The sequence below is a fragment of the Streptomyces sp. 13-12-16 genome, from assembly GCF_002114215.1.
GTDB lineage: Bacteria > Actinomycetota > Actinomycetes > Streptomycetales > Streptomycetaceae > Streptomyces.
This window is the reverse complement of sequence record NZ_NCTE01000569.1, coordinates 1-13286: the sequence shown is the minus strand read 5'-3', so window position 1 is coordinate 13286 and position 13286 is coordinate 1. Positions and strand designations below refer to the sequence as shown.

The window sequence follows — 13286 nt, the reverse complement described above, 5'->3', positions numbered from 1 at the left end:
CGGGCCTCGTACCGGATCTGGCGGCGCTCCTGGTCACCGCCCCGCTGCTGTGCGGCATCCACCGCGCCCTGGACCTCACCGACGTGCCCCCGTACGGCGAGATCACCGCCTACCTCTCGGTGCACCGGGGCGCCGAGGAGGCCGCCTACCGCACCCTCTCCTACGTCGAGGGCGTGTCCTTCGCCCGGCGCGCGCACGCCCCGGCCCACTTCGGGGTCGGGCTGCGCGACACGGTCTGTCCGCCGAGCGGGGCGTACGCGGCGTTCAACCGGTACGCGGAACGCACGGCCGGCGATCCGGCCAAGGTGCTCCACGCCTATCCCTTCAACGGGCACGAGGGCGGGGACGCGGTGCATGTACGGCGCCAACTGGAGTGGCTCGCTTCGCTGCTGGGTGACTGACGGGGTGCGCGGGCGGCACCGATGACGACCGGACACGCCGTCGGGGCCGCCCACGGGGAGGTTCAGCCGACCCGGCAGGGCAGGGTCGTCGTACCGTCACCGCCGGGGCCGGAAACCACGTAGCCGAACGTCGCGCTCTCCCCCGGATCGAGGGAGCCGTTGTAGTCGGCGTTGTGGACCATCACGTCCTGGCCGTCGTAGGTGGCGTTGCCGCTCCACAGGCTGTCGACGCTCTGGCCGTCCGGGAGGGTCCAGTCGACCATCCAGCCCAGCATCGGCACGTCACCGCTGTTGGTGACGGTCACCTCGGACTGGTGGCCGCCGCTCCAGCTGCCCGTGGTGCTGCGGACGGCGGTGCACTCCCCCGGAACGGGGTCGGGGTCGGTCGGGTCACCGGGGTCCTTGACGCCGGTCACCTCACCGTCGCCGCCGTCGAAGACGACGTCCGAGCAGGAGTAGAAGGTCTCCTGGCTGTCCGAGCGCTGCCAGACCATGTAGATGACGTGCCGGCCGGACTTGCCCTCCGGGAGCTGTCCGCTCCAGCGGTAGTCGGCCTCGACGCTGCCCGGGGAGCCGTTGAGCGGCGGGTGGTCGACGGAGAGGAAGGGCTCCACCTCCATGTCGGCCCAGGCGAGGGCCCGCGTCGGGTCGAAACCGTCCTTGGTGACGTAGACGTGGAACCAGCCGGGGTGCGCCGCCCAGGCGTTGTAGGAGAAGTCGACGGTCGCGCCCGAGGTGAGGTGGGTGAGCGGCCAGTCGGCGCTGGGTGTGTCGAAGCCGGTGAAGTTGGTGTTCCCGCCGCTGCACAGCTGCCCGTCGGGCACGAAGCCGCGGGTGCGGCCGGCGCCGTCGGAGCGCAGGACGGAGAACCAGTTGTAGAAGGGGGTGGTGCCGCCGACCTGGGCGGCGGCCCTGCAGGCCGGGTTGACCGGCTTGATCTCGCCGGTGCCGGTCAGCGCGTCCTGCCAGCACAGGAAGGTGCGGCTGCCGGGCTTCATGGGCGTGCCGTGGGCTTCGGCCGCACCGCCCGCCGTCACGACCAGGCCGACGGCCGGAACGGTGGCGAGCAGGGAGACCAGGACGAGGAAGAGGGCTCGGGTGCGGGTGGGGAGCGCTGATCGGGGAGCCGCCTCGCTCCCCGGTCTTGTTTTGGTCATGACACACCTGTCCGCGACTGTGGGGTTGCCGGATCATGCAGGGGTGCGTGGAGGGGCGAGGCGGGAGCGTCCCGACGGCGGGTTCCGGTCCGCCTGAGTGTGGGAGCGCTCCCACCTCGTCCGTGAGGGGAAGGTAGCGCGGGGCGACGCGCTTGTAAACGGTTGCCGCACCGGGGAGTCGTACCGGTGGGTCAGTCCGGGGCGTCGATCAGCCGCTCGACGTGGTCACCGGCCGGCGCTCCTTCGAAGAGCCGGACCACCTGCGCCAGCACGCGTTCCCCGCCGGGGACGTCGAGCGCGGCCCGCACGACGCCCACCACGTCCTCCCGGAGCCGGATGCCCCTGAGATCGACCGGGCGGCCGATCTGGTCACCGAGCAGCGTCGCGAACTGGACGCGGCCCGGCCCGTCCTCCATGCACGACAGCTCGCAGAGCGCGTCGACGAGTTCCAGCAGCAGGAACGGCTCCGGCCACGAGGTGCCGGCCGGCCCCAGCCGCGACCGCAGGTCGTCGGCCGCGGCCCGCCCCTCGAAGAGGGCGACCGTCGACAGCAGGGCGCCCGCCCCGCCGTCCCGGTTCAGCGCCGCCCGTACGATCGCGACCACGTCCTCGCGCTGCCGGACACCCCGCAGATCGACCCGGCGGGAGAGCCGCTCCCCCAGCACCGTCGCGAACTGGTGGCGGCTCCGCGCGTCCTCCATGCACGTCAGGTGGGACAGCGCCCCGGTGAGGACGAGCAGCGGTGACACCGGGCTCGCGGGAGGCCCGGGCACCGACGGCTTCGCCTGCTCGGGCGGCGTCGGCGGCACCGGCCGCGCCGCCCGCGCCACCACGACCCGGTGTTCCAGCTCGGCCCACATCAGCGGGTGTTGCGCCACGGGGGACTTCCGCAGTTCGTCGAACACGTAGTCGTACAGTTCGTGCACGCCGATCAGGCCGTCCCCGTCACGGTCCGCCCCACCGGTGCCGAGTCCCCTGATCACGGCCCCGGTGAACCGGGACGACTCCGGCTCCGGGTCCAGCTCGGTGAGCCGCCCGTCCTCCCAGGCGTACTCGGTGCGGTTGGTCGCGGTGAGCACCGCACGGCCGTGTCCCGCCAGTTCGTCGCCGACGTGGACCGTGGTGTCGCCCTTGCCGCCGGCCAGGAAGGCGCCGCTGTAGCAGCAGTCCAGGAGCAGGACGATCGACCGGGCCCGGCAGGCGCGCATCCGCTGGTGCACGAACAGGGCGGGGACGGACGTGGAGGCGAGCAGCCGCCGGTCGGTGTCACCGGCGGCGAAGTGCAGTTCGCCGCTGTCGCTCTTGAGACCGTGGCAGGAGATGTGCAGCAGGAGCAGGTCGTCCCGGCGGCGGTCGAGGAAGAAGTGCTCGATGGCCCGGGTCACCTCCCGGTGGCTGCCGTCGACGACCATGCTCACCTCGAAGTCGCCGATCTCCGGGTCCTCGAGCACCTCCGCCAGTGCCTGGGCGTCCCCGGCGGGGGATCTCAGCCGCCGCAGCGCCTCGTTGTCGTACCGGCCCGTCGCGACGAGCAGCGCGTAGCGTCCCGCGGACACGGTCGTACGTCCCTCACTCGCCCTGGCCGTCGGCCGGTTCCGCCCCGGGACCGTGCTTGGCCAGGAAGGCGTCGACGATCCGCTGCTGGTCGGCGGAGGAGGCGGCCTCGAGCTCCAGGCTGTCCTCGCCCAGGGTGACGCTGACCGTGCGCACCGGGCGGTTCTCGATCCAGGCCCGCACCAGGTCGAGCACCGAGCGGAGCGCGAGGGGGGCCAGGGTCACGGCGAGCGCGCCGACGGTGAGCGCGTCCACGGGCTTCGCCCCGTCGGGGACGCTCCCGGAGCGGACCGGTTCGACGTCGTCGACGTCCAGTTCGAGCAGCCGCTCGCGCAACTGGAGTGTGAGATGGTCGAGTTCTTCCTGGTCGCCGTCCTGACCGCCGGTCAGGACAAGACGCATGCGTTCCGTGCGGCCCACCGCCACCCCCGTCATCCGGTGAGGCTTCAGCGTACAACGGCGGCAACGGCAGGGGCCGTACCCCCGTCACCGGGGATACGGCCCTCGACTGCCCTGCCGGACCGCTTACTTGCGGATCAGGCTGCGCAGCACGTACTGCAGGATGCCGCCGTTGCGGTAGTAGTCGGCCTCACCGGGGGTGTCGATGCGGACGACCGCGTCGAACTCGACGCCGGTGTCGGTGGTGACCTTCACCGTGCGCGGGGTGGTGCCGCCGTTGAGCTCGGTGACGCCGGAGACGGAGAAGGTCTCCTCACCGGTCAGACCGAGGGACTCGGCGGTGTGGCCCTCCGGGAACTGCAGCGGCAGGACGCCCATGCCGATGAGGTTCGAGCGGTGGATGCGCTCGTAGGACTCGGCGATGACGGCCTTGACGCCGAGCAGCGCGGTGCCCTTGGCGGCCCAGTCGCGGGACGAGCCGGAGCCGTACTCCTTGCCGGCCAGGACGACCAGCGGGATGCCCTGCTCGATGTAGTTGCGGGAGGCGTCGTAGATGAACGACACCGGACCGCCGTCCTGGGTGAAGTCGCGGGTGTAGCCGCCCTCGGTGCCCGGCGCGATCTGGTTGCGCAGGCGGATGTTGGCGAACGTGCCGCGGATCATGACCTCGTGGTTGCCGCGGCGCGAGCCGTAGCTGTTGAAGTCGCGGCGCTCGATGCCGTGCTCCGTGAGGTACTTGCCGGCCGGGGTGTCGGCCTTGATGGCGCCGGCCGGGGAGATGTGGTCGGTGGTGACCGAGTCGCCCAGCTTGGCGAGCACGCGGGCGCCGGAGATGTCCTCGACCGGGGCCGGCTCCATGCCCATGCCCTCGAAGTACGGGGGCTTGCGGACGTAGGTGGACTCGCCGTCCCACTCGAAGGTGTCGCCGGTCGGGATGGGCAGCGCCTGCCACTGGGCGTCGCCGGCGAAGACGTCGGCGTAGGACTTGGAGAACATGTCCTCGCCGATCGCGTTGGCGACGACGTCGTTGACCTCGGCCTCGGAGGGCCAGATGTCCTTCAGGAAGACCGGGTTGTTGTCCTGGTCGTACCCGAGGGCCTCGCGGGTGATGTCCACCTTCATGGAACCGGCGATCGCGTAGGCGACGACCAGCGGCGGGGACGCCAGGTAGTTCATCTTGACGTCGGGGTTGATCCGGCCCTCGAAGTTGCGGTTGCCGGAGAGCACCGAGGTGACGGCGAGGTCGTGCTCGTTGACCGCCTTGGAGACCTCCTCCGGCAGCGGGCCGGAGTTGCCGATGCAGGTGGTGCAGCCGTAGCCGACGAGGTTGAAGCCGACCTTGTCGAGGTACGGGGTCAGGCCCGCCTTCTCGAAGTAGTCGGTGACGACCTTGGAGCCCGGGGCGAGGGTGGTCTTGACCCACGGCTTGCGGGTCAGGCCCTTCTCCACCGCCTTCTTGGCCACCAGGGCGGCGGCGACCATGACGTACGGGTTGGAGGTGTTGGTGCAGGAGGTGATGGCCGCGACCGTCACCGCGCCGTGGTCGAGCGTGTAGGTCGTGCCGTCGGGGGCGGTGACCTCGACCGGGTGGGAGGGGGCGCCGTTGGAGATGGCCGGGGCGTCGGAGGCCGGGAAGGACTCCTTGCTCGCCTCGTCGACGTCGCCGCCGTCCTTGACGTAGTTGCGCACGTCCTGGGCGAACTGGGCCTTGGCGTCGGCGAGGACGATGCGGTCCTGCGGGCGCTTCGGGCCGGCGATCGACGGGACGACCGTGGACAGGTCCAGCTCGAGCTTCTCGGAGAAGTCCGGCTCGGCCTTCGGGTCCAGCCAGAGGCCCTGCTCCTTGGCGTACGCCTCGACGAGCGCGACCTGCTGGTCGCTGCGGCCGGTCAGACGCATGTAGTTCAGGGTCTCGTCGTCGATCGGGAAGATCGCGGCGGTGGAGCCGAACTCCGGCGACATGTTGCCGATGGTGGCGCGGTTGGCGAGGCTCGTGGCCGCCACACCCTCGCCGTAGAACTCGACGAACTTGCCGACGACGCCGTGCTTGCGCAGCATCTCGGTGATGGTGAGCACCAGGTCGGTGGCGGTGGTGCCGGGCTTGAGCTCACCGGTCAGCTTGAAGCCGACGACGCGCGGGATGAGCATGGAGACCGGCTGGCCGAGCATGGCGGCCTCGGCCTCGATGCCGCCGACGCCCCAGCCGAGGACGCCGAGGCCGTTGACCATGGTGGTGTGCGAGTCGGTGCCGACCAGGGTGTCGGGGTAGGCCTTGCCGTCGCGGACCATGACGACACGGGCCAGGTGCTCGATGTTCACCTGGTGGACGATGCCGGTGCCGGGCGGGACGACCTTGAAGTCGTCGAAGGCGGTCTGGCCCCAGCGCAGGAACTGGTAGCGCTCGCGGTTGCGGCCGTACTCCAGGTCGACGTTCTGCTTGAAGGCGTCGTTGGTGCCGAACTTGTCGGCGATGACGGAGTGGTCGATGACCATCTCGGCCGGGGAGAGCGGGTTGATCTTGTTCGGGTCGCCGCCCAGCTCCTTGACGGCCTCACGCATGGTGGCGAGGTCCACGACACAGGGCACGCCGGTGAAGTCCTGCATGATCACGCGGGCCGGCGTGAACTGGATCTCCTGCGACGGCTGGGCCTGGGAGTCCCAGCCGCCCAGGGCGCGGATGTGGTCGGCGGTGATGTTCGCGCCGTCCTCGGTGCGGAGCAGGTTCTCCAGCAGCACCTTCAGGCTGTAGGGAAGGCGCGCGGAGCCCTCGACCTTGTCCAGCCGGAAGATCTCGTACGACTCGTCGCCCACCTGCAGCGTGCTGCGGGCGTCGAAGCTGTTCGCCGACACGACAGTCTCCTTCATTGATGTGCGCGTACCACCGCATCCTGCCGCCACGCCGCCCTGGCCTATCCGCTAAGGTAAGGCTAAGTTAGGTAGCCCTTACCAGGGTGGCGGCTGCGGTGCGCCTCGGCAGATATCTCGATGTCGAGATAACTCTAGTACACAAGGGCCGAATGGTCATGCCCGGGCCCGGTGCGCCCGGCACTCCCGGCCCGGTGCGCCACCCCCACCCTCCGCCGCACCGCACCCCGGCGCCATCTTTGCGCCCGGACGGGGTAACCGACTGAGACGAAGTCAGTTCGGGACGGGAAGGGAGACGGGAATGCCACTCACGTTTCGCAAGAGCTTTCGGATCCTTCCGGGGGTGCGACTGAACATCAACAAGCGGTCGTGGTCCATCACCACCGGCGGCGGGAACGGTCCCCGCCACACCCGCAGCAGCACGGGACGTCGTACGACATCGATGGATTTGCCCGGACCTTTCGGATGGCGCCGGACCCGCCGCACCAGGGGACACTGACGTCACGTCACCCGAATGGACCCCCCAGGAGGTGCCATCTCATATCTGAGATAACCTCATTCTCATGTCAGACGACTACCTCGTACGCATCGGCAAGCTCATCCGTGACGCCCGGCAGCACCGCGGGTGGACGCAGGCCCAGCTCGCCGAGGCGCTCAACACCAGCCAGAGCGCCGTCAATCGGATCGAGCGCGGCAACCAGAACATCAGCCTTGAGATGATCGCCCGTATCGGCGAGGCCCTGGACAGCGAGATCGTCTCGCTGGGCTACGCCGGCCCGATGCATCTGCGCGTGGTGGGCGGCCGCCGGCTCTCCGGCGCCATCGACGTCAAGACGAGCAAGAACGCGTGCGTGGCACTGCTGTGCGCCTCGCTGCTCAACAAGGGGCGCACCGTGCTGCGCCGCGTCGCCCGCATCGAGGAGGTCTACCGCCTCCTGGAGGTGCTGAACTCCATCGGCGTGCGCACCCGCTGGATCAACGACGGCGTCGACCTGGAGATCGTGCCGCCGGCCGAGCTGGACCTCGCGTCCATCGACGCGGACGCCGCCCGCCGCACCCGCTCCATCATCATGTTCCTCGGCCCGCTGCTGCACCGCCTGGACCGCTTCATGCTGCCGTACGCCGGCGGCTGCGACCTCGGGACGCGCACCGTCGAACCGCACATGATCGCGCTGCGCCGGTTCGGCCTCGACATCGCCGCGACCGAGGGCCAGTACCACGCGGTGGTCGACCGCTCCGTCGCCCCCGACCGCCCGATCGTGCTGACCGAGCGCGGGGACACCGTCACCGAGAACGCGCTGCTCGCCGCCGCGCGGCACGACGGCACCACCGTCATCCGCAACGCCTCCTCCAACTACATGGTCCAGGACCTGTGCTTCTTCCTGGAGGCCCTCGGCGTCAAGGTCGACGGCATCGGCACCACCACGCTCACCGTGCACGGCGTGCCCACCATCGACGTCGACGTCGACTACTCCCCCTCCGAGGACCCGGTCGAGGCGATGAGCCTGGTGGCCGCGGCCGTGGTGACGGAGTCGGAGCTGACGGTCCGCCGGGTCCCCATCGAGTTCCTGGAGATCGAGCTGGCGGTCCTGGAGGAGATGGGCCTCGACCACGACCGCACGCCGGAGTACTTCGCCGACAACGGCCGTACGCGCCTGGTGGACCTCACCGTCCGCCCCTCCAAGCTGGAGGCGCCGATCGACAAGATCCACCCGATGCCGTTCCCCGGCCTGAACATCGACAACGTGCCGTTCTTCGCGGCGATCGCGGCGGTGGCCCAGGGCAAGACCCTCATCCACGACTGGGTCTACGACAACCGCGCGATCTACCTGACCGACCTCAACCGCCTCGGCGGCCGCCTCCAGCTCCTCGACCCGCACCGCGTCCTGGTCGAGGGCCCGACCCGCTGGCGCGCCGCGGAGATGATGTGCCCGCCGGCACTGCGTCCGGCCGTGGTGGTCCTGCTGGCGATGATGGCGGCGGAGGGCACGTCGGTCCTGCGCAACGTGTACGTCATCAACCGCGGGTACGAGGACCTGGCGGAGCGGCTGAACTCGATCGGGGCGCAGATCGAGATCTTCCGGGACATCTGATCGTCGTGGTGTCGTGCCCCTTGGAGGCAAGGGGCACGACACCTCAGCATGCAAGCCGACCTGCGGATACTCACCTTCACGCCCCTCCATTGATCACTGTCGCTTTTCAGCGCCTTGTGCAACGCACGTGCAAGATGATCTTGAAGACCTGATGCCCCATCAGTGGAGCCGGACTCGGCGCAGCGGTCACACGCGGTGATGACGGACCCGTTTGACCATCGCCGTGAGAGCGATACCTGCGCCCTCTCACTCGAACGGCATGGACCACGCCGACATGAGGGTCAAGTACAAGGAGACCAAACGCGGCGGGCTCGCGGTCAACATCATCGAGCACCAGGAAAGTGGGCCCTGACCAGCGAGCTCGTAACTTTCAGCGCTGCCAGGGCCTTCCCTGCTTACGCGGCGGAATGCCCCTGGAACAGGCTTGAAAAGATGTCCCTGCCACGCCTCACTCCTGGGGGTCGGGCTTGGCCGCCCGCCGGAAGACCAGGCCCTTGGGACACCTCAGGGCGTGGAGTGCGTCGGTGCACGTGGTCAGGTGGCGAGACGTGCGCATTACGAGACCGTGAGCCATCATGTCGGCTGGTGCCGCATAGCGCCGCCGAGTGCCATTCAACCTGATCAGAGCACGTACGACAGCTGCGACGGCGGTGCAGCGGACGCGGTAGCCAGCCATGGCGGCTGCGGTGCCCAGCGCGATCAACAGGTGCGACTTGCCCGTGCCGGAGTCCCCAATCGGACACAGCGGGTGACCCTTGGCGATCCACTCGCAGGTGGCGAGATTGTGGACGACCGCAGGATCAACGTTCGGATTGACGCTGCAGTCGAACTCCCGCAGCGACTTCTCGCGGGGAAGTGAGCCGCCCGGATGCGGTGTTCGGCCCGACACCGATCCCGGTCCTCGCACTCGGCCATCAGCAACTCGGCGAGAGAACCCGTGCAGGACAAGGCCCTCGCGTTCGGCCCGGGTGATCGTGTCGGCGGCCCGGGCTCATATGGTGGGCAGCCGCAGCAGGCGGCAGGCGCAATCCCTCGTTCTGGATCAGCCGATCGCCGCAGCCGACCGCAGAGCGGTCCGGAGCCTCCCCTTCCTGGCGTGGAACAGTTTCGGACAGCGAGCGGGAAGGTCGATTTCGTTGAGTTTCGGAAGTGACACCCTGCGGGAGCGCCGATAAACCGGTAACCATCTCCCGCATCGTCGGCTCCCGCTTCGGATTTCGTTGGTATTTCGTAGCCCCTCACGCTCCGCTCAAGAGCGACCCATTCGAACGTCGCCCCAGAGCCGCGCAAAACGTGACCGTAAGGCGCCACATCCCGCGATTGACACCCCGTCAGCCCCAACCTACTCTCCGTTCAGGTCGGCGAACATTGAACGATATATCGAACAATCGTCAGGCGGGCCGGTGGGACGTCCCAGGAGACGATTGCTCACATCGGTTCCAGCGTCGGTCAAGAGCCACCCCCGACACGGCTGGACTCCGGGCCGTGGTCCACCAGCACGCGTCGCCCGCCCGTACACCTCCACTGATCGCCGCCTTCCGCACTTCGCGCCAGCGCGAACACAGAAGAGGAATCCCATGGGTAGCATCACACGCCGTCACACGATGTCATCGCCGCCCGGACCGCGAACGCGGCCAACGTGGCGCGTCATGGCGCTCTCCACCTCGTCGGCGCCGCCGGCGCACGGAGTCCGGCGTACACCGGCTTCACCGACCGGACCATGACCATCGGCCCCTGAAACGTCCAGCTCCTTCACCAGGGTCTGAAACCCGGACGGCGGCGACTACGCCCGACTCCCCTGCCGTCCCGGCCTCGCCACCACCTGCTCTCCCTGCTGGAAACGGTCGCCCGATACGGCTACCCGCCTGTGAGGGCAGACGCGATCGGCAGGGCGGCTCCGCTCTCCGTTGGTGGAAGCCGGCGCATTTCCACCGACGGGGGCTTCAACCCCGCGGGCCCACGGGCCCGCTCGCCTCCTGGCAGACCCGCCGCCCCGGAACTCCCCTGTCCACCCGCACCATCCGACAAGGAGCACAACATGGCCATGAACAGGCGTACCTTCCTGGGACTGGGCGCAGCCGGAGCCGTGGCCGCCGTCCATGCGTACGGCACCACCGCGGCAACGGCATCCTCGCTCGCCCCGGCAGCCGCGCCGACCCAGCGCTTCGCCATCGGGGTGAGGGAGTACGCCTGGAGCCGCGGCAGCCGTCGGCTGACCACCCGGATCTTCTACCCCGCCACCGGCACCCCGGGCGGCAATCCCGTCGTCAACGCCCCCATCGCGGGCGGCGTCTTCCCCATCTGCGAGTTCAGCCACGGCCTCGGCGGCAACCCGGAGAGCTACGCACCGCTGGTCCGGCCCCTGGCCGAGGCCGGATTCGTCGTCCCCGCACCCGTCTTCCCCACCACCTCCAGCGGCACCTCGGGCAACATCCAGGACGTCTACAACGGAAACCAGTCCATGGATGTCTCCCAGGTCATCACCAACACCCTCGCCCTCAACACCACGGCCGGCGACCCGTTCGCCGGGCACCTCGACACCACCACCGGCGTCGGCGTCGCGGGTCACTCGCTGGGCGGCATGACCACCCACGGGCTGCTGACCGCCTGGCCGGACAGCCGGATAGCCGCCGCCGCGCCCTTCGCCTGTGTCGACATGGGCAACCCCAGCACCACGGTCACGGCCAACGTCCTGTTCGTCCACGGCGATCAGGACCCCATCTGCCAGTACTCCTCCGCGCGCCAGGCCTACGGGGAACTGCCCGCGCCCAAGGCGTTCCTCACCCACCGCGGCACGGGCCACGACCAGTACATATGGAGCGGCTACAACCACACCCAGACCGTCGCCACCTACGTGGACTGGATGCGCTGGAGCCTCTACGCCGACACCGCCGCCCGCGACCGCCTCCCCGCCGACGCCACCTCCAACACCAGCACCACCACCTGGGAAGCCGTCCTCACCCCCCTCCCCACCGGGCGGATCGTCAGCCTCCGCTGCCGGGCCAACAACCAGTACGTCTGCGCGGAGAACGCCGGAGCCGACCCACTCATCGCCAACCGCACCACCACCGGCGACTGGGAACGATTCGACCTGCTCGACCTCGGCGGAGGCGCCGTCGCACTGCGCGCCCGCGTCAACGGCCGATACGTCTGCGCCGAGAACGCCGGTGCCAACGCGCTCATCGCCAACCGCACCGCCGTCGGCCCCTGGGAGACCTTCCAGCGCGTGAACAACTCCGACGGCACCACCAGCCTGCGCGCACAGGCCAACAACCTGTACGTCAGCGCCGGGAACGCCGGAACCGCCCCGCTCATCGCCAACCGCACAACGATCGGCCCCTGGGAATCGTTCGACCTGACCACCGGATGACCGCCACCAGGCGGACCGTGCTCACAGCCGGCTCAGTCGCCCTCCGGTAATCGATTTTTCGCGGCCTGACCTCGCCGTTTCACGTGGGTACGGCTGGCTCTGGGGCGGAAACGCGAAAGTGCATTCCTGACCTGGGACAATGAACCTTGCTGAAGGGCTCTGTCGGTCCAGGCGGAGGGCGCTTTCTACGTGCGGGCCATAGGGTTGCGTCCCAAGGTCCATGCCAGTGCCGACGGTTCGGGAGTGGTCGGGCATGCCGGGGCACGGTTGCCGGCGGATCTCACTGATGTCACCGGGCTGACCGCCGCGCTCAGGTCGCTTCGGCCGCGCGGGACCGGGCATGATCCGGGCCGGGTTCTCGACTCACTGCCTAGCTGTCACGCTCAGACACCCTCCACGAGCCCGTCCCGCTCACTGCGGACGCAAGCTCGCGCATCATGCCCCTTACCGCTCCCCTGCGGTCATGATGAAGGCATGCCCTCCACCCCCAGCGCCCCGCACCCGCGCCGAGCGGTCTCTCGGACGCGGCCGCTGAGGATCTCGCGTCGTACCGGGAGAAGTTCCGACGGCGTCCGCCGGAGTCGCTGGACGAGTTGCACGGCCCGAGCCAGGGAGTTGTGGAGCCGCCGCGCTGCACTGGTGGTTGGTAATCTCCGATGGTCAAGCCGGTCCTGAGAGGAGTCAGTTGGTGACGAGCACCTCCGAAGACCGTGAGAAGGCTCTACGGCCCGAGGATCTGACCCGGCTCGTTGTGCGACGTCTCAACTCCGGAGACGTCGAAGGGCTGGTGGCGCTGTACGAACCCGACGCCACCCTCGTCACCCCAGCGGGTCGGTCGGTGAGTGGGCTGGGGGAAATACGTCGCGTCTTCTCACGCATCGTCGAAAGCGGCGTGACGGCCGACCCTGGCACCGAGCGGCCGACGCTCCGCAGCGGGGACCTGGCGCTGACCTCGACCCGCCTGTCGAACGGCACCGTCACCGTCGAGGTCGCCCGGCGCCAACAGGACGGCACCTGGCTCTGGGTCATCGACCACCCGGCGTTCCTGTACGCGACCTCAGTCGACGACGGTCCAGGTGTCGGTGCCGGCCAGTAGCGCGGTGAGGTCGCCCTTGCCGTGCTGTTCGACGGCGGTGTCGAGTTGGTCGGTCATGAGGGTGTCGTAGACGGGCCGGTCGACGGAGCGGAAGACGCCGATCGGGGTGTTGTGCAGGGTGTTGGGGTCGGCGAGCCGGGACAGTGCGAACGCGGTGGTGGGGGAGGTGGAGTGGGCGTCGTGGACGAGGATGTCGGCCTCGTTGTCCGCTGTCACGGTGACGACGCTCAGGTCACCGGTGGCGCGGTCGCGGACGACGCCCTTGGAGCCGTCGGTGCCGAAGCGGATGGGCTGTCCGTGTTCCAGGCGGATCACGGCTTCCTCGGCCTGCTGCCGGTCCTTGAGGACCTC

9 protein-coding genes and 2 pseudogenes are annotated in these 13286 nt (G+C 69.4%); 5 read left to right on the top strand and 6 right to left on the bottom strand.

The annotated features are described in order from the left end of the window. Positions 1 to 401: acetylxylan esterase (locus B7767_RS22820; RefSeq protein ID WP_143652594.1), on the top strand; the 401-nt coding region annotated here is incomplete at its 5' end. Between the two features lie 62 nt (positions 402 to 463). On the opposite strand, the gene B7767_RS22815 is transcribed toward B7767_RS22820, so the two are convergent. From B7767_RS22815 to acnA, 4 genes are all read right to left on the bottom strand, one after another. Beyond that, the gene (locus tag B7767_RS22815) at positions 464 to 1558 is read right to left on the bottom strand and encodes a lytic polysaccharide monooxygenase (protein ID WP_085573831.1); all 1095 of its coding nucleotides are present in this window, start codon (positions 1556 to 1558) and stop codon (positions 464 to 466) included. 191 nt (positions 1559 to 1749) lie between these two features. After that, the gene (locus B7767_RS48260; RefSeq protein WP_085573830.1) at positions 1750 to 3114 is read right to left on the bottom strand and encodes a caspase family protein; all 1365 of its coding nucleotides are present in this window, start codon (positions 3112 to 3114) and stop codon (positions 1750 to 1752) included. A 13-nt stretch (positions 3115 to 3127) separates the two neighbouring features. Next, on the bottom strand, positions 3128 to 3514 hold the full coding sequence (locus B7767_RS22805) for a hypothetical protein (protein WP_085573849.1): 387 nt from the start codon (positions 3512 to 3514) through the stop codon (positions 3128 to 3130). Between the two features lie 123 nt (positions 3515 to 3637). Continuing rightward, the gene (acnA, locus tag B7767_RS22800) at positions 3638 to 6361 is read right to left on the bottom strand and encodes an aconitate hydratase AcnA (RefSeq protein WP_085573829.1); all 2724 of its coding nucleotides are present in this window, start codon (positions 6359 to 6361) and stop codon (positions 3638 to 3640) included. Between the two features lie 316 nt (positions 6362 to 6677). Here acnA and B7767_RS22795 point away from each other — a divergent pair, with 316 nt between their 5' ends. Both B7767_RS22795 and B7767_RS22790 read left to right on the top strand, forming a co-directional pair. After that, complete coding sequence (locus B7767_RS22795; protein WP_085573828.1) at positions 6678 to 6875, top strand: DUF4236 domain-containing protein; 198 nt, start codon at positions 6678 to 6680, stop codon at positions 6873 to 6875. Between the two features lie 64 nt (positions 6876 to 6939). Next, positions 6940 to 8469 carry a UDP-N-acetylglucosamine 1-carboxyvinyltransferase gene (locus tag B7767_RS22790; RefSeq protein ID WP_073930877.1) on the top strand — a complete coding sequence of 510 codons (1530 nt, stop codon included), beginning with the start codon at positions 6940 to 6942 and terminating at the stop codon, positions 8467 to 8469. A gap of 622 nt (positions 8470 to 9091) precedes the next feature. On the opposite strand, the pseudogene B7767_RS22785 reads toward B7767_RS22790, so the two are convergent. Beyond that, positions 9092 to 9358 (bottom strand): annotated as a pseudogene (locus B7767_RS22785) (ATP-binding protein); the annotation flags it as partial. A gap of 1149 nt (positions 9359 to 10507) precedes the next feature. On the opposite strand from B7767_RS22785, the gene B7767_RS22780 reads away from it, so the two are divergent. Both B7767_RS22780 and B7767_RS22765 read left to right on the top strand, forming a co-directional pair. Then, complete coding sequence (locus tag B7767_RS22780) at positions 10508 to 11839, top strand: alpha/beta hydrolase (RefSeq protein WP_107486262.1); 1332 nt, start codon at positions 10508 to 10510, stop codon at positions 11837 to 11839. 688 nt (positions 11840 to 12527) lie between these two features. Further along, positions 12528 to 12935 (top strand): nuclear transport factor 2 family protein, encoded by a 408-nt coding sequence (locus B7767_RS22765; RefSeq protein ID WP_085573826.1) that lies wholly within the window; start codon positions 12528 to 12530, stop codon positions 12933 to 12935. Here B7767_RS22765 and B7767_RS22760 read toward each other — a convergent pair. Then, positions 12897 to 13286 (bottom strand): annotated as a pseudogene (locus B7767_RS22760) (2-oxoacid:ferredoxin oxidoreductase subunit beta); the annotation flags it as partial. The gene B7767_RS22765 and the pseudogene B7767_RS22760 sit on opposite strands and share 39 nt — an antisense overlap.